This window comes from Streptomyces sp. CY-1 (assembly GCF_047218265.1).
Taxonomy (GTDB): Bacteria; Actinomycetota; Actinomycetes; order Streptomycetales; family Streptomycetaceae; genus Streptomyces; species Streptomyces niphimycinicus.
In genome coordinates this window covers 10,444,425-10,467,290 of the sequence record NZ_CP178393.1, presented here as the reverse complement: position 1 = coordinate 10,467,290, position 22,866 = coordinate 10,444,425, and the positions used below count along the sequence as shown (strand labels likewise).

Genomic DNA, 22,866 nt, shown 5'->3' with positions numbered 1-22,866 from the left:
GTAACTTCCGGGGACCGGGTGCGTTGTGGTCACGACGTTCCGAGCTCCTCGTCGAGGAAGTCGAAGATCTCGTCGTCGGTCGCCGACTCGAACTTGTCGGCGGCAGCGACCCCACCGTTCGCCGACTGTGTCTGCTGACCTGCGGTCAGCTTCGCCAGCACCTGCTGCAAGCGTGCTGTGAGGCGTGTCCTCGCGGCTTCGTCCGCCACCACCTCGGCGAAGGAGCTCTCCAGCTTCTCCAGCTCCGACAGGACCGGCAGCACGACCGACGCGTCCGGCTCCTCCGCGACGAGTTCTTCCGCCAGATACCCGGCCAGTGCCCTGGACGTCGTGTAGTCGAAGAGCAGCGTGGCGGGCAGCCGAAGGCCGGTCACCGTGCCGAGCTGGTTGCGCAGTCCGACCGCGGTCAGCGAGTCGAAGCCGAGGTCGAGGAATCCGCGGTCCGGGGCGATCATGCGGGGGTTGTCATGGCCCAGCGCCATGGCCGCGTGCTCGGTCACCAGCTCGAGGAGCGCCTGCTGTCGCGCGGCGGGGTCCAGCGAGCCGATACGGCGGCGCAGTTCGGCGGAGCCGGCGCCGGAACCGCCCGTGGACGCCCTCGCGGGGCCGCGCCGGGCCGTGGTCCGGATGATGCCCCGCAGCAGGGCCGGAATCGGCCCCTCCTGGGCTCGCCACGCCGAGGCGTCGAGCCGTGCCGGGACCAGGGTGGCCGCGTCGATGCCGCACGAGGCGTCGAACAGGGCCAGGGCCTCCTCGGAGGCCATCGGGGCCACGCCGTCCCGGGCGATGCGCCGCCTATTGGCCTCGTCCAGCTTGCCGGTCATGCCGCTGCGCTCCTCCCACAGCCCCCAGGCGAGCGACTGGGCGGGAAGGCCCTCGGCCCGGCGCCGGTACGCGAACGCGTCCAGGAAGGCGTTGGCGGCGGCGTAGTTGGCCTGGCCCGGGCCGCCGAGCGTCCCGGAGAGGGAGGAGAAGAGCACGAACGCGGACAGGTCGAGGCCGGCGGTCAGCTCGTGCAGGTTGAGCACCGCGTCGACCTTGGGCCGCAGCACGCGGTCGACGCGCTCGGGAGTGAGGGCCTCGACGACGCCGTCGTCCAGCACACCGGCGGTGTGCACCACGGCGGTGAGCGGGTGCTCGTCCGGCAGGGCGGCCAGGAGTCCGGCGAGGGCGTCGCGGTCGGCGGTGTCGCAGGCGGCGACCGTGGCGTGGGCGCCCAGGTCCGCCAGCTCCGTGCGCAGTTCGGCCGCGCCGTCCGCGGCGAGGCCGCGGCGGCTGGCCAGTACGAGGTTGCGCACACCGTGCTCGCTGACGAGGTGCCGGGCGACCAGGCCCCCGAGGCCGGAGGCCGCTCCGGTGACCAGGACGGTGCCCTGCGGGTCCCAGGTGATGCCGGTCGTGGCCGCTGCCTGCTCGGGCTCGTTGCCGCGAGCCGGGACCCGGGCCAGCCGGCCGGCCAGGACCGTGCCGCCGCGGACCACGATCTGCGGTTCATCGGTGGTGAGCGCCGCCGGGAGGATCCGGCGTGAGCCGTCCTGGTCGTCCAGGTCGGCCAGGACGAACCGGTCGGGGTTCTCGGACTGGGCCGAGCGCACCAGGCCCCAGACGGCCGCGGCGGCGGGGTCGGCCACATCGGTGTCCTCGCCCGCGGCGATGGCTCCCCGGGTGAGGAACACCAGCCGGGAGGCGCCGAAGCGGTCGTCGGCCAGCCAGCTCTTGAGCAGGTCGAGGGCGCGGTGGCCGGCTTCCCGTACCGCCTCCGCCAGGTCCTGCGTCCGGCGGGTGCCGGACCCGCTCGAGGCCAGGACGACGTCGGGCGCGGTGGCGCCCGCGTCGATGGCCTCGGCCAGGGCCGCGAGGTCCGGATAGGTGTCCACGGTGCCATCGGCCGATCCGAGGACACCGGCCGGCTCGGTCCGGTCGGGGCCGACGAGCGCCCAGCGCCCGGCCGCCACGCCGTTCGGCTCCGGGGCGCGGGAGGTGTCCACGGGCACCCACTCGACCTGGTACAGCGACTCGTACGGCTGGGCGGAGTTCACCTGCTCCGGGGCCACGGGCCGCAGGACGAGGGAGTCGACGGTGACGACGAGCGCGCCGGAGGTGTCGGTGGCGTGCAGGGAGACGGTGTCCCCGCCCGCGCTCGCCAGCCGTACGCGCAGCGCGGACGCGCCACCGGCGTGGAGGGTCACCCCGTTCCAGGAGAACGGAAGGGTGCTGCCGTCGGTGCCGGTGGGGTTGAACGCGACGGTGTGCAGCGAGGCGTCGAGCAGTGCCGGGTGCAGGCCGTATCGCGCGGCCTCGGCGTCCTGTGTCTCGGGCAGGTCGATCTCGGCGAAGATCTCGTCCCCACGGCGCCAGGCGGCTCGCAGCCCCTGGAAGGCCGGGCCGTAGGCGAACCCGACGTCGATGAAGCGGTCGTAGAGACCGTCCACGTCGATCGGCTTCGCCTCCGCGGGCGGCCACACGGCGAAGTCGGCGGCCACCGCCTCCGGTGCCGTGGTGGCCGGGTCCCTGGTGAGCAGGCCGGTCGTGTGGCGTGTCCAGGGGTCGTCCGGCTGGGCGTCCTCGGACCTGGAGTACAGATTGAGCGAACGGGCCCCGGCCTCGTCCGGCTCGCCCACGGTGAGCTGGATCTGGGCCGCGCCCCGTGCGGGCAGGACCAGCGGCGTCTCGATGGTCAGCTCGTCCAGCCGCTCGTAGCCCACCTGCTCCGCCGCGCGCAGGGCCACTTCCACGAAGGCGGTGCCCGGGAAGAGCACGGTCTCCGCGAAGACGTGGTCGGCGAGCCACGGCTGAGTGGCGACGGACAGACGGCCGGTGAACAGGTAGGAGTCGGTGTCGGCCAGGGCGACGGCGGCGCCGAGGAGCGGGTGGTCGGGCGAGTTCAGCCCCGCCGAGGTCACATCCCCGGCGGCGGGCGCTGTCTCGAGCCAGTAGCGCTGCCGCTGGAAGGCGTAGGTGGGCAGCTCCACCCGCCGGGCGCCACGCCCTGCGAACACCGCGTCCCACTTCACCGTGGTGCCGTGGACGTGGAGTTCGGCCAGCGCCATGGTCAGCGACTGGATCTCGGACCGGTCCTTGCGCAGCACGGACACCAGCGAGGGGGCGAGCCCGCCGTCGGACTCCTCGGCCGTCAGGCACTCCTGGGCCATCGCGGTGAGCACACCGTTCGGGCCCACCTCCACGAACGACGTCACGCCCAGCTTCTCCAGGGTCCGTACCCCGTCCGCGAAGCGCACCGCCTCGCGCACATGGCGCACCCAGTACTCCGGCGAGCACACCTCGTCCGTCTCCGCCGGCCTGCCGGTGACGTTGGAGACCAGGGAGAGGGCCGGCGGGGCGAAGGACAGGCCCTCGACGACCTTGCGGAAGTCGCCGAGCACCCCGTCCATGCGCGGGGAGTGGAAGGCGTGGCTGACGCGCAGTCGACGCGTCTTACGGCCCTCTCGCTCCCACTGTCCGGCGATCTCCAGTACCGCGGCCTCGTCGCCCGCGATGACCACGGCGGTCGGGCCGTTGATGGCGGCGATGCTCACCTCGGCCTCGCGGCCGGCCAGCGACGCGGCGATCTCCTCCTCGGGCGCCTGGACGGCCACCATCGCGCCGCCCTCGGGCATGGACTGCATCAGCCGGCCACGGGCCGCCACCAGCGCGCACGCATCCTCCAGAGAGAACACCCCGGCCACATGCGCGGCGGCGATCTCGCCGATGGAGTGGCCGATCAGCACATCCGGGGTGATGCCCCAGTGGTCCAGCAGCCGGAAGAGCGCCACCTCGATGGCGAAGAGGGCGGGCTGGGTGAACGCCGTCTGGTTCAGCAGCCCGGCATCCGCGCTGTCTTCGGCCGCGAACATCACCTCGGTGAGCGGACGGTCGAGCAGCACATCGAGATGCGCGCACACCTCGTCCAGCGCCTGGGCGAACACGGGGAAGGCGTCGTACAGCTCCCGTCCCATGCCCAGGCGCTGCGCGCCCTGGCCCGAGAACAGGAACGCCGTCTTGTGCTCGGCCCGCGCCACGCCCTGGATCAGCGTGGCCGCGTTCCGGCCCTCCGCGAGCGCGTCGAGCCCGGCCCGGAACTGGGCCGCTTCCTCGGCGACCACAACCGCGCGGTAGGGCAGGGCGGAACGGGTCGTCGCCAGCGAATAGCCGATGTCGGCGAGGTCGTCGGCGTGTGCGGTGGCCACACCGTCGAATTCGCGCAGCCGCCCGGCCTGAGCGCTGAGCGCCTCGGGGCTTCCGCCGGAGAGCAGCCAGGGAACCACCGTGAGGCCGGCCGGTGAACCGGCGGCCGCACCGCCCGTCTCCCGCGCCGGTGCCGCCGCGGCGTCGGCCGCCTCGATGATCGTGTGCGCGTTGGTGCCGCTGATCCCGAAGGACGACACGGCCGCCCGGCGCGGGCGGTCCGTCTCCGGCCACGGGGTCGGCTCGCGCAGCAGGGACACGGCGCCGCTGGTCCAGTCGATGTGCGGCGAGGGCTCGTCCGCGTGGAGCGTCTTGGGCAGCACGCCCGCACGCATGGCCATCACCATCTTGATGACCCCGGCCACACCGGCCGCCGCCTGGGTGTGTCCGATGTTCGACTTGATGGAGCCCAGCCACAGCGGCTGGTCCTCCTGCCGCCCCTGGCCGTAGGTGGCCAGCAGTGCCTGCGCCTCGATCGGGTCACCGAGCGAGGTGCCCGTGCCATGGGCCTCCACCGCGTCCACATCGGCGGCCGACAGGCCCGCGTTCTCCAGCGCCTTGCCGATCACCCGCTGCTGCGACGGGCCGTTCGGCGCCGTCAGTCCGTTGGACGCGCCGTCCTGGTTGATCGCCGAACCCCGGACGACGGCCAGCACCTGGTGGCCCTTGCGCCGGGCGTCCGACAGCCGCTCCACCAGCAGCAGGCCCACGCCCTCGGACCAGCCCGTGCCATCGGCCTCGGCGGAGAACGCCTTGCACCGTCCGTCCGGCGACAGCACACGCTGGGAGCTGAACTCGACGAACGTGCCCGGCGTGGCCATGATCGTCACACCGCCGGCCAGCGCCATATCGCATTCGCCCTGGCGCAGCGACTGCGCGGCCAGATGCAGCGCCACCAGCGACGAGGAGCACGCGGTGTCCACCGTCACGGCCGGGCCCTCGAAGCCGAAGGTGTAGGAGAGGCGGCCGGAGGCGACGCTCGACGCGCTGCCGAGTCCGAGATAGCCCTGCACACCGTCGGGCGCGCTGATGGCCCGGCCGCTGTAGTCCTGGTAGTTCGAGCCGATGAAGACGCCCGCCTGGCTGCCGCGCAACGCCGCCGGGTCGATTCCGGCGCGCTCGAACGCCTCCCAGGACGTCTCCAGCAGCAGCCGCTGCTGCGGGTCCATGGCCAGGGCCTCGCGCGGGTTGATCCCGAAGAAGTCCGGGTCGAAGTCGGTGACGTTGTCGAGGAATCCGCCGGTGAGGGCGTAGGTCTTGCCCGGCTTGTCGGGGTCGGGGTCGTACAGCCCCTCGAGGTCCCAGCCGCGGTCGTCGGGGAACCCGGAGATGGTGTCGACTCCGGCGTTCACCACGTCCCACAGTTGCTCGGGGGTCCGCACACCGCCGGGGAACCGGCAGCTCATCGCCACGATCGCGATGGGCTCGTCGAACGAGTCCGAGCGGGTGGGCGCGGTCTCGGCGGTGCCGACCTCCTCGGTGCCGAACATCTCGCTGTTCAGGAACCGGGCCAGCACCGTGGGCGTGGGGTAGTCGAAGACCAGGCTGACCGGCAGCCGCAGCCCGGTGGCCGCACCGATCCGGTTGCGCAGTTCAACGGCGGTCAGCGAGTCGAAGCCGAGGTCACGGAAGGCGCGGTCCGAGGCGACCGCGTCCGCGCTGTCGTGCGCGAGGACGTCGGCGGCCTGGGCACGCACCAGGTCCCGCAGGGCCCCTTCGCGCTTCTCCCAGGGCATGGCTGCCAGCCGGTCGTGAAGTTCCGCCCGCCCGGGGGCGGCGGCACTGCCCGCCGTGAGCTGCTTTCCCGTGGTCGCGCTCGGCGCGCTCCGCAGCCGGCGGAAGAGGGGGGTGTCGGCGGAGTCCGCTTCGAAGCGTGCCCAGTCGATGTCCGCGACCGCGAGGAACGTCTCATCGTGGTCCAATGCCTGCTGAAGCGCTGAGATCGCCAGCTCGGGGACCATGGCCAGGATCCCCGACCGGCTCATCTGCTCGCCGATGTCACCGGTGACGAGGCCGCCTCCGGCCCAGGCGCCCCAGGCGATGGACGTGGCCGGAAGGCCGTCCGCGCGCCGCTGGACGGCCAGCGCGTCGAGGTAGGCGTTGCCCGCGGCGTAACTCCCCTGCCCGGGATTGCCCAATGTGGCCGCCGCCGAGGAGAACAGCACGAACGCCGACAGATCCATGCCCGCGGTCAGCTCATGCAGATTCCGCGCCGCGTCCACCTTCGGACGCAGCACCCCGGCCGCCCGCTCCACCGTGAGGGCGTCCACGACTCCGTCGTCCAGCACACCGGCCGTATGCACCACGGCGGTCAGCGGGAACTCCTGCGGAATGGCGTCCAGCACCGCGGCCAGCGACTCACGGTCCGCGGCGTCACACGCCGCCACCGTCACCCGGGCACCGGACTCCTCCAGCTCCGCCTTCAACTCGGCGGCGCCCTCGGCCTCCATGCCACTGCGGCTCGTCAGCACCAGATGCTCGGCACCCGTACGCGCCAGCCAGCGGGCAACGTGACCACCCAGCGCACCCGTACCACCGGTCACCAGCACCGAACCACTCGGCTGCCAGCCATCCGCGGTCGTGGCATCGGGCGCGGAGGCCCGCACCAGCCGCTTGGCGAAGACACCGGAGCCGCGCACCGCCACCTGGTCCTCGGACTCCGCACCGGCCAGCGCTCCGGCCAGCCGGGCCACCGCACGGTCGTCGATGGTCTCGGGCAGGTCCACGACGCCGCCCCAGCGCTGGGGGTACTCGGCCTCCACGATCCGTCCCAGGCCCCACACCATCGCCTGGATCGGGCTCACCAGCCGGTCGGACCGCCCCACCGACACCGCGCCCCGGGTGCCGCACCACAGCGGGGCCACCACATCCGCATCGCCCAGCGCCTGAACCAGCGTCACCGTCGCGGCCAGTCCGGCCGGGACCACCTGGAAGGACTCATGCGCCGACTCGTCCAGGCCCAGCAGCGAGAACACACCCGCCACGGCCGACGGCTCCACGCCGTCGAGGGCCACGCGCAGCCGCTCCGTCATCACCTCACGGTCATCCGCCGCCCCGACGGTTACGCGCACCACATGCGCACCGCGCCCGGCCAGCCCGTCCAGCACGGCGGCGACCAAAGTGTCGTCACCGCGGGCTTCCGGAACGGCCACGAGCCAGGTGCCCGAGAGCGTGGTCCCGGAGGCGGATGCCAGGGGCTTCCAGACAATCTGGTAACGCCAGCCGTCCACCTTGTTCTGCTCGCGCCGCTGACGGCGCCAGGACGACAGCGCCGGAAGCAACGCCGTCAACGACGACTGCTGCTCCTCGTCGGCCACCTCCAGGGTGCGGACCAGCGCCTCCAGATCCTCACGCTCCACCGCCTCCCAGAAGCGCGCGTCCACCGCGTCCGTGCTCAGGCCGCCACCGGCTGCCGCCACCTCGGCGGCCGAGGTGGCGTCCAGCCAGTACCGCTGGCGCTGGAAGGCGTAGGTGGGCAGGTCGACGGGGCGGGCACCGGTCCCGGCGAACACCGTCCGCCAGTCCACGGCGATACCGCCGACGTGGGCCTCGGCCAGGGAGGTCAGGAACCGCTCCAGACCGCCCTCCTCACGGCGCAGCGAGCCGACGGCCGCCACGGGGGTGCCGTGGTCGTCGGCCGTCTGCTCGATGCCCATGGTCAGGACGGGGTGGGCGCTGGCCTCCACGAACGTCTGGAAGCCTTCGTCCAGGAGCACTCGTACGGTCTCGTCGAAACGCACCGTCCCGCGCAGATTGCGGTACCAGTACCCGGCGTCCATCTCCGTGGTGTCCAGCACCCCGCCGGTCACCGTCGAGTAGAACGGCACCGAGGAGGACCGCGGGGCGATCCCGGCCAGAGTGCGCCGGATCTCCTCTTCCAGGCTCTCGACGTGGGCGGAGTGCGAGGCGTAGTCCACCGGGATACGGCGCGCCCGGATCTCCTCCGCGGCACACGCCGCCAGCAGCTCCTCCAGCGCGTCGGCGTCGCCGGAGACCACGACCGCCGAGGGCCCGTTCACCGCCGCCACCGACAGCCGCTCACCCCACGCCTCGAGGCGCTCCCGCACCGAGTCCACGGGCAGCGACACCGACACCATGCCACCGCGCCCGGACAGCACGGGCAGCGCCTGGCTGCGCAGCGCCACCACCTTCGCGGCATCCTCCAGCGACAGCGCACCGGCCACACACGCCGCCGCGATCTCACCCTGGGAGTGACCGATCACGGCAGCGGGCTCGACACCGTAGGAGCGCCACAGCTCCGCCAGCGACACCATCACCGCCCACAGCACCGGCTGGACCACATCCACCCGCTCCAGGGCGGCCGCGGCGCCCTCACCGCCGCGCAACACCTCCACCAGCGACCAGTCCACCAGCGGCGCCAGCGCCGCCGCGCACTCCTCGATCCGCCGGGCGAACACCGGCGAGGCATCCAGCAGCCCCGCCGCCATGCCCACCCACTGCGAACCCTGACCGGGGAAGACGAACACAACCCCGGCGCTGCGCCTGGCGACACCTTCGACCAGCCCCGAAGTGCCCCCGCCCGCGAGATGACCGGCCAGCGCCCGGACGGCCTCCGCACGGTCCTGGGCCAGCACCACCGCACGGTGGTCAAAAGCGGTCCGCGTGGTGGCAAGAGACAGTCCGATGTCCCCGGCCGCCACCTCCGGACGCTGTTCCACATGGTCCAACAGGCGCCTGGCCTGGGCGCGCAGCGCCGCCTCGGACTTGCTCGACAGCAGCCAGGGGACCAGCGGCAGCGCCGTCCGGGGCGCCTGCGCCTGCTCGGCCGCCTCGGAGCCGGAAGCCGTCTCGGTGGCGTCGTCCTGCGTCACCTCGGGGGTGGCGGACGGTGCCGGTGCCTGCTCGATGATGGCGTGGGCGTTGGTCCCGCTGATGCCGAACGAGGACACCCCGGCCCGGCGCGGCTCCTCGCCCTCGGGCCATGCGGCGGCCTCGGTGAGCAGCTCGACCGTACCGGTAGACCAGTCCACATGCGGCGACGGCTCGTCGATGTGCAAGGTGCGGGGCAGTGTGCCCTGCTCCATCGCCAACACCATCTTCATCACACCGGCCACGCCGGCGGCCGCCTGTGTATGGCCGATGTTGGACTTGACCGACCCCAGCAGCAGCGGACGCTCCGCGGTGCGCTCACGGCCATAGGTGGCCAGCAGCGCCTGCGCCTCGATGGGGTCGCCCAGCTTCGTACCCGTCCCGTGCGCCTCCACGGCGTCGACCTGCCCGGCCGTGAGCCCGGCGTTGGCCAGCGCCTGACGGATCACCCGCTGCTGGGACGGCCCGTTGGGGGCGGACAGCGCACTGCTCGCACCGTCCTGGTTGGTCGCCGTCCCCCGGACAACCGCCAGCACCCGATGCCCATTGCGCTGCGCGTCGGACAGCCGCTCCAGGAACAGCATCCCCGCGCCCTCGGCCGCCCCGAAACCATCGGCCGCCGCCGAGAAGGGCTTGCACCGGCCATCCAGCGCGAGCCCGCGCTGCCGGCTGAAACCGACGAAGGTACCCGGCGTGGCCATCACGCTCACACCGCCGGCCAGGGCAAAGGAGCACTCGCCCTGACGCAGCGCCTGCACGGCCAGATGCAGCGCGACCAGCGACGAGGAGCACGCGGTGTCCACCGTCACCGCCGGGCCCTCGAGCCCGAGCGTGTAGGCCACCCGTCCGGACACCACGCTGATGGCGCTGCCGGTCACCAGATGACCCTCGACACCATCCGGCGCCTCATGCACCCGCGGCCCGTAGTCGGGGGCCACCGCCCCGAAGAAGACCCCGGACCGGCTGCCCCGCAGCGAGACCGGATCGATGCCCGCCCGCTCGATGGCCTCCCACGACGTCTCCAGCAGCAACCGCTGCTGGGGATCCATCGCCATCGCCTCACGCGGCGAGATCCCGAAGAAGTCGGCGTCGAAGTCGCCGATGTCGTACAGGAATCCCCCCTCACGCGTATAGGAGGTGCCCGACCGGTCAGGGTCCGCGTCATAGAGCGAGTCGAGGTCCCAGCCGCGGTCCTCGGGGAACGGCGTGATGGCGTCCTCGGCCCCGCTCAGCAGCCGCCAGAACTCCTCGGGGGAGCGCACCCCGCCGGGGAAGCGGCAGCTCATCCCGACGATCGCGATGGGCTCACGGGCCGCGGACTCCACATCCTGTAGACGCTGCCGCGCCTGGTGCAGATCAGCCGTCACCCGCCGGAGGTAGCCGAGCAGCTTTTCTTGTTCCGACATCAGAACCTCTCGGGGTCGCGCTTCGGGAGCGGGGTGGTCGGCGGGCAGGTGGTGTGGGTTCGTGGGTGCGCCGTGGTGGCGGCCGCTGATCGGATCACGACGTCCCGAACTCCTGGTCGATGAAGGCGAAGAGCTCGTCGGCCTCCGCCGTCTCCAGATGTTCGGCGACATCCTGGGCATCGCCGGAATCGGTGGTCGGGCCATCCGGCGCCGGGCCGCCACGGCCGCCGTCCCAGTGGGACAGCAGACGCTTCAACCGGCCGGCCACCATGGCCCGGGTGTCGTCGTCGGCCGCCGTGCCGGTGCCGAGCAACGCCGCTTCCAGCCGGTCGAGTTCGGTGGCCACGTCCGTCGGGTCGTCCGCCGCCACGGGGGCGATCTCCGCGTTCAGATGTGCGGCCAGCGCGGCGGGGGTCGGGTAGTCGAAGATGAGGGTCGCGGGCAGCCGCAGCCCGGTGGCCGCGTTCAGCCGGTTGCGCAGCTCGACCGCGGTGAGCGAGTCGAAGCCCAGCTCCAGGAAGCCACGATCGGTGTCCACCGCCGACGCCGACCCATGGCCGAGGACGGTGGCGGCGTGTTCCTGGACCAGCCGCAGCAGCGTCCGCTGCCGCTCCCCCTGGCCGAGCCCGGCGAGCCGCCGCACCAGCGGCGCCTCCTGCGAACCGGACTCGTCCTGGGCCGAGGCACGCCGGGACACCACGGGCCGCCGTACGAGCCCGCTGAGCAACGGCGACACGGGGGTGGTGTCGGCGGTGGCCGCCAGGTGGCCGAGGTCGAGCCGCGCGGGCACCACCACGCCTTCGGCCAGCCGCCCGGCCGTGTCGAACAGCCGCAACCCCTCCTCGGAGGAGAACGGCACCAGTCCGCCGCGTGTCATACGGGAGAGGTCCGCCTCGGCGAGGTGTCCGGTCATCCCGCTGCGCTCGGCCCACATACCCCAGGCCAGCGACACTCCGGGCAGGCCCATGGCCCGGCGCCGCTGCGCCAGTCCGTCCAGGAATGTGTTGGCGGCGGCGTAGTTGGCCTGGCCCGCGGACCCCAGGACACCGGCGGCCGAGGAGAACAGGGCGAACATGGCCACATCGAAACGGCGCGTCAGCTCATGCAGATGCCACGCCCCGTCGACCTTGGCCCGCAGCACCGCGTCCAGCCGCTCCGGTGTCAGCGAGGTCACCGTGCCGTCGTCCAGGAGGCCCGCGGCATGGACCACACCGGTCAGACCGTGTCCGTCATCGGGCAGCCCCGCCAGCAGATCGGCCAGCGCGTCGCGGTCGGCGACATCGCAGGCGGCGATGTCGACCGAGGCCCCCAGGGCCGTCAGCTCCGTTTCGAGCGCCGTCATGCTCTCGGCGGCGCGGCCACGGCGGCTGACCAGCAGCAGCCGGCGGATGCCGTGCTCCGCAACCAGATGCCGGGCGACCAGTCCGCCCAGGACGCCTCCGGCGCCGGTGATCAGTACGGTGCCCTCCGGGTCCAGCGCGGCCGGAACGCTCAGCACCAGCTTGCCCACGTGGCGGGCCTGGCTCATGAACCGGAACGCCTCGGGGGACCTGCGCACATCCCACACCCGGGTGGGCAGCGGCCGCAGTTCGCCTCGCTCGAAGAGGGCCACGATCTCGGCGAGCATCTCCCCGATGCGCTCGGGGCCCGCCTCCGCCAGGTCGAACGCCCGGTACAGCACGCCCGGATGGGCCGCCGCCACCTCGTCGGCGGACCGCACATCCGTCTTGCCCATCTCGATGAACCGGCCGCCCTCGCCCAGCAGCCGCAGCGACGCGTCCACGAACTCACCGGCCAGGGAGTCCAGGACCACATCCACACCACGACCGGCCGAGGAGTCCTTGAACCGCTCCTCGAACTCCAGCGTCCGCGACGAGGCGATATGCGCCTCGTCCAGCCCGAGACCGCGCAGCACATCCCACTTGGCCTCGCTCGCGGTCGCGAACACCTCGCAGTCCCAGGCCCGCGCCAACTGCACCGCCGCGATTCCCACACCACCGGCCGCGGCGTGGACCAGCAGCGACTCACCGCGCCGGAGGCCCGCCAGTTCCCGCAACGCGTACAAAGCCGTCACGAACACGACCGGGACGGAGGCGGCCTCGGTGAAGGACCAGCCGTTCGGGATCCGCACCAGGGTGCGGTGGTCGACCACGGCCAACGGCCCGAAACCGCCCTCCCACAGCCCCATCACGCGGTCGCCGACGGCGAGGGAGGTCACACCGGGACCGGCGGCCACGACCACACCGGCCCCCTCGCCACCCATCATGGCCTCACCCGGATACATGCCGAGCGAGATCAGGACATCGCGGAAGTTCAGGCCCGTGGCACGCACCGCGACCCGCACCTCGTGCTCGCCGAGTTCCTCGGTGGCGTCCGTGGCCGTGGCCAGCGCGAGCCCCTCCAGGGTGCCCGTTCCGGACGCCTCCAGCCGCCATGCCTCCGCATCGGCCGGCGGCGTCAGCACACCCCTCGCGGCACCGGAGGCCAGACGCGGCACCAGCATCTCGGCGCCGCGCACCGCGACCTGCGGTTCCCCGGTGGACACCGCCTGGTGCACCAGGGCCGACGACTCCTCGGCGCCGTCCACGTCCAGCAGGACGAACCGGTCCGGATTCTCGGCCTGCGCCGACCGCACCAGCCCCCACACCGGGGCCGCCGCCAGGTCACGCGGGTCCACACCGTCCTCGGTCGCCATCGCGCCCCGGGTCACGAGCACCAGCCGCGCCTCGGCGAACCGGTCCTCCGCCAGCCATGTCCGCACCATGTCCAGGGTCTGGTGGGCCACCGCCCGCGTCGCCGGAACGACGTCCTCGCCGGGGGCGGAGGAGACGGTCACGAACACCAGGTTCGGCAGCGGAGCGCCGGACGCCACATGCGCCGCGAGAGCAGCCAGGTCGGCGTGTTCCTCCACCGACCCGTCGGCCGCCTTCAACGCCCGGGCCAGGCCGAAGACATCGGGCCCGGCCACGGCACACCGGTCCGTCGCGGGGACGGGGGCGGCAGTGGACGCCGCGACCCACTCCACCCGGTAGAGCGACTCGCCGTCCTCGGCGGACGACGCCAGTTGCGCTTCCGAGACCGGCCGGGTGACCAGCGCGTCCGCCGACGCCACCGGCGTACCTGCGGCATCCGCCACCAGCACCGACATCCCATCGGCGCCCGTGCGGGTCAGTCGTACGCGCAGGGAGGTCGCGCCGGTGGCGTACAGCGACACACCGCTCCACAGGAACGGCAGCCGGATCCCGCCCGAGCCTCCCTCGCTCTCCGCGGCGGCGGACACCAGCCAGGCGTGCAGCGCCGTGTCGAGCAGCGCGGGGTGCAGCCCGAACCGGGCCGCCTCCGCCCGCGACTCCTCCGGCAGCGCCACCTCCGCGAAGACCTCGTCACCCTTGCGCCAGACGGCACGCAGCCCCTGGAACACCGGCCCGTACGCCAGCCCGGTGGCCGCCACGTCCTCGTAGAAGCCCGCGGTCTCGACCGCCTCCGCCCCCGCCGGCGGCCATGCGCTCAGGTCCACCGGACCCGCTGTCCCGTCGGCTGCGGATGCCAGGGTCAGCACGCCCTTCGCATGGCACGTCCAGGACGCCTCAGGGCCGCCATCACGACGGGAATAGACACTGACCTCACGCCGCCCGTCCGGCCCCGGCCCGCTCACCATGAGCTGCGTCCGGACCGCCCCCTCCTCGGGCAGCACCAGGGGCGCCTCCAGCGTCAGCTCCTCCAGCCGGTCACAACCGACCGCGTCACCGGCCCGCGACGCCAACTCGACAAACGCCGTACCGGGCAGGATGACCCGGCCCAGCACCGCATGGTCGGCCAGCCAGGGATGCGTACGCAGCGACAGCCGGCCGGTCAGCAGGAACCCGTCGGAGTCGGGCAGCGGCACGGCGGCACCGAGCAACGGATGCCCGGCCGAGTCCAGCCCCGCCGAAGACACATCAGCGGCGTCGCCCGCTTCGGGGTCGAGCCAGAAGCGCGCACGCTGGAAGGCATACGTCGGCAGAGCAACGCGCCTGGCCGCCGTTCCGGCGAACACGCCCGCCCAGTCGACGGACAGACCGCCCACATACGCCTCGGCCAGAGACGTCATAAACCGGTCCAGGCCGCCTTCCTCACGGCGCAGCGAACCCACGGCGGTGACGCGGGTGCCGTGGTCCTCGGCCGTCTGCTCCACCCCCATGGTGAGCACCGGATGGGCACTGGCCTCGATGAACACCTGGAAGCCATCGGTCAGCAGAACACGGACGGTCTCGTCGAAGCGCACCGTCTGCCGCAGATTCCGGTACCAGTACCCGGCGTCCATCTCCGTGGTGTCCAGCACCCCGCCGGTCACCGTCGAATAGAACGGCACCGACGACGAGCGCGGGGTGATTCCCGCGAGGATCCGCTGAAGCTCGTCCTCGATGGCCTCGACGTGAGCGCAGTGGGAGGCGTAGTCCACCGGGACGCGCCGCGCCCGGATCCCCTCGCCCTCGCATGCGCCGAGCAGTTCGTCCAACGCGTCGGCGTCGCCGGAGACCACGACCGCCGAGGGCCCGTTCACCGCCGCCACCGACAGCCGCTCACCCCACGCCTCGAGCCGCTCCCGCACCGAGTCCACGGGCAGCGACACCGACACCATGCCACCGCGCCCGGACAGCGCCCGCAGCGCCTGGCTGCGCAGCGCCACCACCTTCGCGGCATCCTCCAGCGACAGCGCACCCGCCACACACGCGGCAGCGATCTCACCCTGGGAGTGACCGATGACCGCCGCGGGCTCCACACCGTAGGAGCGCCACAGCTCGGCCAGCGACACCATCACCGCCCACAGCACCGGCTGGACCACATCCACCCGCTCCAGCGCCTCCGCGCTGCCTTCGCCACCCCGCAGCACCTCCGCGAGCGGCCAGTCCACGAACGGCGCCAACGCCGCCGCGCACTCCCCGATCCGCTCCGCGAACGCCGGGGAGGACTCCAGGAGCTCTGCCGCCATCCCCACCCACTGCGACCCCTGACCGGGGAAGACAAGCACGGCCTGGTCGCGGGCGGTGGCCATGCCCCGTACCACACCGGGTGCCACATTCCCCTCGGCCAACGCGCCCAGGCCGTTCAGGAGGCCGTCGCCGTCGCCCGCCAGCACCACCGCGCGGTGTTCGAACACACTGCGCGTGGTCGCCAACGACAGCCCGATATCGGCGGGCGAGAACTCTCGGCGCTCACGCACATGGGCCAGCAGCCGCTCCGCCTGTGCCTCGACGGCGGTGTCCGACCGTCCGGAGATCACCCACGGCGTGATCTCCGGCGGTTCCACGGCCTGGACGTCGTCATCGGCGGCGGGACCGGCAGCGTCGTCCAGCGGAGCCTGTTCCAGCACGGCGTGGGCATTGGTGCCACTCATCCCGAAGGAGGAGACTCCCGCGCGCCGCGGCCGTCCCGTCTCCGGCCAGGGCATGTCGTCCGTCAGCAGGCTCACCCCGCCCGCGGACCAGTCCACATGCGGCGACGGCTCATCGATGTGCAGCGACTTCGGCAGCGCGCCGTGCCGCATCGCCATGACCATCTTGATGACACCGGCCACACCGGCCGCCGCCTGCGCATGGCCGATGTTCGACTTCACCGAGCCGAGCCACAGCGGCTGGTCCGCGGGCCGGTCCTGGCCGTAGGTGGCCAGCACGGCCTGGGCCTCGATGGGATCGCCCAGCTTGGTGCCGGTGCCATGTGCCTCGACCGCGTCCACCTCGGTGGCCGACAGCCGGGCGTTGGCCAGCGCGGCGCGGATCACCCGCTGCTGAGAGGGGCCGTTCGGGGCGGTCAGTCCGTTGGACGCACCGTCCTGGTTGGTCGCCGTACCCCGGACGAGGGCCAGCACCTCATGCCCGTTGCGCTGGGCGTCCGACAGCCGCTCCACGAGCAGCAGGCCGACGCCCTCGGCGAATCCGAAGCCGTCGGCGGCATCGCTGAACGCCTTGCACTTGCCGTCCACGGACAGCGCGCGCTGACGGCTGAAGTCCACCAGCCCGAGCTGCGTGGACATCACGGTGGCACCACCGGCCAGCGCCATATCGCATTCGCCCTGGCGCAGCGCCTGGACCGCCAGGTGCAGTGCGACCAGTGACGACGAGCACGCGGTGTCCACCGTCACGGCGGGACCCTCGAGGCCCAGGGTGTAGGAGATACGGCCCGAGGCCACGCTGCCCGCGCTGCCGATGCCGAGGTAGCCCTCGATGCCTTCGGGAGAGTGTCCTTGCAGTCGGGTGCCGTAGTCGTTGTAGACCACACCGACGAAGACGCCGGTCCGGCTCCCCTTCGCCGTCTCGGGAGCGATACCGGCCCGCTCGAACGCCTCCCACGACGTCTCCAGCAGCAGTCGCTGCTGCGGGTCCATCGACAGCGCCTCGCGCGGCGAGATCCCGAAGAACTCCGGGTCGAACTGGTCGGCCTCGTAGAGGAAGCCACCGTTGCGGGCGTAGTACGTGCCCTCATGCGAGGGGTCGGGGTGGTAGGCCGACTCGAGGTCCCAGCCACGGTTGGACGGGAGCGACGACGTGGCGTCGGTGCCCGCCATCACGAGTTGCCACAGCTCCTCGGGGGTCCGCACCCCGCCGGGGAAGCGGCAGCTCATGGCCACGATCGCGATCGGGTCGTCGTCCGTGCCCGACGGGGCGTTGATCGATCGGCCCGCCGCCGGTGCCGTGGTGGCCGTGCCCTGGGATCCGAGGATCTCCGAGCGCAGATAGCCCGCCAGTACGGTCGGGTTCGGGTAGTCGAAGACGAGTGTCGCCGGGAGGCGCAGCCCGGTTTCGGCACTGAGGCGGTTCCGCAACTCCACGGCGGTGAGGGAGTCGAAGCCCAGCTCCTTGAAGGGCCGTCCCACCTCCACGGTGTCCGACTTCGCGTGTCCCAGGGCGGCCGCCACCTGGATGCGGATCAGCCCCTCGAGCAGGAACTGCTCCTGTTCCGCCTCGGACATGCTGAGCAGTCGTCGCCGCAGGCGGGCGGCAATGTCGTCCACGTCGGTGTCTCCGGCGCCCGCGGCACGCCGGACGGTCATCCCCGGTACGACGTTGCGGAAGAGGGCGGGGAGTTCGGCGCCCTGCGCACGTAGCGCCGGGATGTCCAGCCGGAAGAGAACCGGTACGACCGCGTCCGAGACCAGAGCCGCGTCGAACAGCTCGAGCCCCTCGTCCGTGGCCAGTGGCACCACGCCCGAGCGGGATATCCGCTGGATGTCCTCCTCGCCGAGGTGTCCGGTCATGCCGCTGGCCTCGGCCCACAGGCCCCACGCCATCGACACACCCGGCAGCCCCTGGGCCCGGCGCCAGGACGCCAGACCGTCCAGGAACACGTTCGCCGCCGCGTAATTGCTCTGCCCCGCGCCACCCAGCACACCAGTGGCCGAGGAGAACAGTACGAACGCCGACAGGTCCATCCCCGCGGTCAGCTCATGCAGATTCCATGCCGCGTCCACCTTGGCGCGCAACACCGGCGCAACCCGCTCGCGGGTCAGCGACGTCAGCAGCCCGTCATCGAGCACACCCGCCGCATGCACCACACCACTCAGCGCGAACCCCTCGGGCAACCCCGACAACACCCCGGCCAGGGCCTCACGGTCCGCGGCGTCACACGCCGCGATCACCACCTCGGCGCCGGCGGTCTCCAACTCGGCCCGCAGCTCGGCCGCGCCCTCGGCCTCCGCACCACGGCGGGACATCAGCACCAGCTTCTCGACACCATGCCGGGCCACCAGATGCCGGGCCACCACACCACCCAGAACACCCGTACCACCGGTGACCAGAACGGCACCCGGGCCGAACCCACCCGACTCCGGAGCCGCACCCGAGGGCAGCACCCGGCCCAGGCGCGGCATCCGCACCGCACCCGACCGCACCACCAACTGCTCCTCACCCCGAGCCAGCAGCCCGGGAAGAACACCAGCCACCCCGTCCACATCATCGGTGTCCACCAGCACCAGACGCCCGGGGTTCTCCGACTGCGCGGACCGCACCAGACCCCACACCGCGGCCCCCGCCAGATCCTCCACACCCTCACCCGCGTCAACAGCGCCCCGGGTCACCACCACCAGCCGCTCACCGGCGAGGTCCTCGTCGGCCAGCCACGCCTGCACCCGCTCCACAACCTCAAACACACGCCCATACGTCTCCCCCACCACATCCGCACCGCCGGAGACGACCCGCACCACCTCGGTCCTCGGCGCGATCTCACCCACCGCCACGGCCTGGGGCGCATCCACCCACTCGACCCGGAACAGCGCCTCCCGCGCCGCCCCGCCCACGGCCTTCAGTTGATCCGCATCGACCGGACGCAGCACCAGCGACTCGACCGACGCCACCACCCGCCCGGACTCGTCCCCCACCAGCACCGACACCGCGTCCGACCCGGCACCCGCCGACGCCAGCCGTACCCGCAGCGATGTCGCGCCCACCGCCTCCAGGGCGAACCCGCGCCATGAGAACGGCAGCCGGCTCCCCGAACCGCCCGACAGGCTCTCGCTCACACCCATCGCGTGCAGCGCCGCGTCGAACAGCGCCGGATGCAAACCGAACTGACCCGCCCGGTCCCGCTCCTCCTCCGGAAGCTCGACCTCCGCGAACACCTCGTCGCCACGGCGCCACGCCTGCTTCAGCCCCTGGAAGACGGGCCCGTACTCCAACCCGTTCTCCGCCGCCCGCACATACTCACCGGACACATCGACCGGCTCGGCCCCCGCCGGAGGCCACACACCGAAGTCGAACTGGGTGCCGGAGACGGGCGCGGCCGAGCCGACCACACCATGGGCATGCCGCACCCATGCGGCGCCCTCGCCCTCCGCTTCCTCCCGCGAGAACACACTCACCTCGCGGAAGCCGGAAGCGTCCGCCTCCCCCACCTCGACCTGAAGGTGTACGCCACCCTTCTCGGGCACGATCAGCGGCGCTTCCAGGACCAGTTCCTCAACGCGGCCGGCCCCGACCTGGTCGCCCGCCCGTACCACCAACTCCACGAACGCCGTCCCCGGCAGCAGCATCACCCCGTGCACGGCGTGATCCGCCAGCCAGCCGTGCGTGGCCAACGACAGCCGCCCGCTCAGCAGCACCCCGCCGCCGCTCGCCAGCGACACCACCGCACCCAGCAACGGATGCCCCAGCGAACCCAACCCCACCGAGCCCACGTCGCCCATACCCGCGGGTGCGTCGAGCCAGAAGCGCTCGTGCTGGAAGGCGTAGGTCGGCAGTTCCACGCGGCGGGGGCGGTGTCCTTCGAACACCTTCCGCCAGTCGACGCTCGCCCCGCTGACGTGCAGTTCGGCGGCGGAGGTCAGGAACCGCTCAGGTCCGCCCTCATCACGCCGCAGAGTCCCCAGGACCACCGCCCGCGACTCGGCGGCCTCCACCGTCTGCTGCACCGGCAGGGTCAGCACCGGATGCGGGCTCACCTCGATGAACACGGTGTGACCCTCATCGAGCAGGGTGCGCGTCGTGGACTCCAGCTCGACGGTCTGCCGCAGGTTGCGGTACCAGTACTCGGCGTCCAGCCCGGCGGTGTCCACCAGTTCACCGGACACGGTCGAGTAGAACGGGACGTCCGAGGAGCGCGGCGCGATGTCCGCCAGGACCTTCAGCAGCTCCTCGCGGATTCCCTCCACATGCGCCGAGTGCGACGCGTAGTCCACCGGAACCCGGCGGACCCGCACCTCCTCGCCCTCCAGCTCCGCGACCATCTCATCCAGCGCACCCGGGTCACCGGACACCACAACCGACCCGGGGCCGTTCACCGCCGCCACCGAGATCGCGCCACCCCACCGGGCGAGACGCTCCTCCACCTGGTCCGCCGGAAGCCCGACCGACACCATGCCGCCACGGCCCGCCAGACCCCTCGCAATGGCCTGCGACCGCAGGGCCACCACCTTCGCGGCGTCCTCCAGCGACAGCGCACCCGCCACACACGCGGCGGCGATCTCGCCCTGACTGTGACCCATCACGGCGTCCGGCTCCACACCCGTCGAACGCCACAGCTTCGCCAGCGACACCATCACCGCGAAGAGCACCGGCTGCACCACATCGACCCGGTCGAAACCGGGAGCGCCCTCGGCACCACGCAGCACATCCGTCAGCGACCAGTCCACATGAGCCGACAGCGCCGACTCACACTCACCGATCCCCTCCGCGAACACCGGCGAGGACTCCAGCAGCCCCACCGCCATGCCCACCCACTGCGCACCCTGCCCCGGGAACACGAACACCGAACGGCCAGGCGTTTCGGCGTCCTTCCCCCAGACCACACCGGGGAGCTTCGCGCCCTCGGCCACCGCCTCCAGGCGCTCGAGGAGTTCCGCACGGCTGGTCCCGGTCACCACGGCGCGCTGTTCGAAGGCGAACCTGGTCGTCGCCAGCGAGAGCGCCACATCGGCGGCGCCCAGCTCCGGACGCTCCGCCACGAACTCCCGCAGCCGCCCGGCCTGCACCCGCAACGCGGTGTCGGTCTTGCCGGAGACCACCCACGCCACCGGGCCAGCGACCCCCGCGACGCCACCGTCAGCGGGCTCCTCGGCAGTCTCCGCCTCGGTCTCGGCCTCCGGGGCCTGCTCCAGGATCACATGCGCGTTCGTCCCGCTCACGCCGAACGAGGACACACCGACCCTGCGCGGCTCCCCGGTCTCCGGCCATGCCCTCGCCTCGGTCAACAGCTCGACCTGGCCCTCGGACCAGTCCACATGGCTCGAGGGAGCGTCGACATGCAGCGTCTTCGGCAGGACGCCGTGCCGCATCGCCATCACCATCTTGATGACGCCGGCCACACCGGCGGCGGCCTGCGTATGGCCGAGGTTCGACTTCAGCGAGCCCAGCCACAACGGGCGGCCCTCGGGCCGGTCCTGGCCATACGTCGCCAGCAGCGCCTGCGCCTCGATCGGGTCGCCCAGCGTCGTGCCCGTACCGTGCGCCTCGACCACGTCGATCTGGCTGGGGGTCAGCTCACAGTTCTCCAGCGCCTGCCGGATCACGCGGCGCTGTGACGGGCCGTTGGGGGCGGTCAGACCGTTGCTGGCGCCGTCCTGGTTCACGGCGGAGCCGCGTACCACCGCCAGTATCTGGTGGCCGTTGCGCCGCGCGTCGGACAGCCGTTCCACCAGCAGCACACCGATGCCCTCGGACCAGGTGGTGCCGTCGGCGCCGTCGGCGAACGCCTTGCACCGGCCGTCGGGGGCCAGTCCGCGCTGGCGGCTGAAGGTGACGAAGCCCTTGGGGCTCACCATGACGGTCGCACCGCCGACCAGCGCCATGGAGCACTCGCCCTGACGCAGCGCCTGCGCGGCCAGGTGCAGGGCGACCAGCGCCGATGAGCAGGCGGTGTCCACGGTCAGCGCGGGGCCTTCGAAGCCGAAGGTATAGGAGACACGGCCCGAGGCGATGCTGGTGGTGGCGCCGTTGTGGAGGTACGGCTCGATCTCGTCCGGTATCTGCGCGGCCTCGGACGCGTAAGTGGTATGCATGGCGCCGGTGAAGACGCCCGTCTGGCTGCCACGCAGTGACGCGGGGTCGATGCCCGCCCGTTCGAACACCTCCCATGAGGTCTCCAGCAGCAGCCGCTGCTGGGGGTCCATGGCGAGGGCCTCGCGGGGTGAGATTCCGAAAAACGCCGAGTCGAATTGGTCCGCGTCGTGGAGGAAGCCGCCTTCGCGTACGTAACTGGTACCCGGACGCTCCGGGTCCGGGTCGTAGATCCCCTCCACGTCCCAGCCGCGGTTTGTGGGGAAGGGGGAGATCGCATCCGCTCCATCGGCGACCAGACGCCACAGTGCCTCGGGGGAATTCACTCCACCCGGAAATCGGCAGGCCATACCGATGATGGCAAGGGGCTCGGTTGCAGAACTGATGAGCTGGCGGTTCTGACGCTTGAGCCGCTCGATTTCCTTGAACGACTTGCGCAGCGCTTCAACAGCTTTGTTCTGGTTGGATGCAGCAGGCATCGGAAACTCCACACTTAACGCGTCGTTCGCTGGAGAGCGCAACGGCCCTGAGATTTTTCAAAACACGCCTTGCCAGACGGACACCGGCCACACTAGCCCCGCACCCGTAAGGGAAACCCTAGAAACCCGCGCAGGCTGGGTTAACGCTCGCGGGCATGTTCGCGGGATTTGATTTCACCAATGTTTCACCGGCCGTGCATCGCGTGCCACCACGCGTTCTCCGCCGCTGTTCGCGCTTTGATCCGACCCGCCGTTTTCACGCGCCAGGGTCTTCTTCGATGCGGATCGCACCGGTTGGGCAACGGGATACGACCTCGCGCAGGGTGTCCAGCCGTCCGGCGTCGGGCTGTGCTTCGAGCAGGACGACGGCGCCGTCCTCATCGCTCTGGTCGAACAGGTCAGGCGCGATCAGCGCGCACTGGCCCGCCGCACAGCACACCTCACGGTCGGCGGTGATCCTCATCGGGTCTCAGTCCTACCTTGTCGTTCGGGATGATGAGC

The 22,866-nt window shown here is 72.0% G+C and carries 3 protein-coding genes; all 3 read right to left on the bottom strand.

Going from position 1 to position 22,866, the window contains the following annotated elements:
- Positions 1 to 29: 29 nt before the first annotated feature.
- Positions 30 to 10,424, bottom strand: coding sequence for a type I polyketide synthase (locus ACK1X7_RS44490; RefSeq protein WP_413116957.1), 10,395 nt, complete (start codon positions 10,422 to 10,424; stop codon positions 30 to 32).
- A 91-nt stretch (positions 10,425 to 10,515) separates the two neighbouring features.
- Positions 10,516 to 22,365, bottom strand: coding sequence for an SDR family NAD(P)-dependent oxidoreductase (locus ACK1X7_RS44485; RefSeq protein ID WP_413116631.1), 11,850 nt, complete (start codon positions 22,363 to 22,365; stop codon positions 10,516 to 10,518).
- Between the two features lie 256 nt (positions 22,366 to 22,621).
- On the bottom strand, positions 22,622 to 22,828 hold the full coding sequence (locus ACK1X7_RS44480; RefSeq protein ID WP_413116630.1) for a ferredoxin: 207 nt from the start codon (positions 22,826 to 22,828) through the stop codon (positions 22,622 to 22,624).
- Between the last annotated feature and the right edge of the window lie 38 nt (positions 22,829 to 22,866).

Coding starts and splice junctions, on each gene's coding strand:
- ACK1X7_RS44480 (WP_413116630.1), bottom strand. CDS start 22,828: ATGAGGATCACCGCCGACCGTGAGGTGTGCTGTGCGGCGGGCCAGTGC.
- ACK1X7_RS44485 (WP_413116631.1), bottom strand. CDS start 22,365: ATGCCTGCTGCATCCAACCAGAACAAAGCTGTTGAAGCGCTGCGCAAG.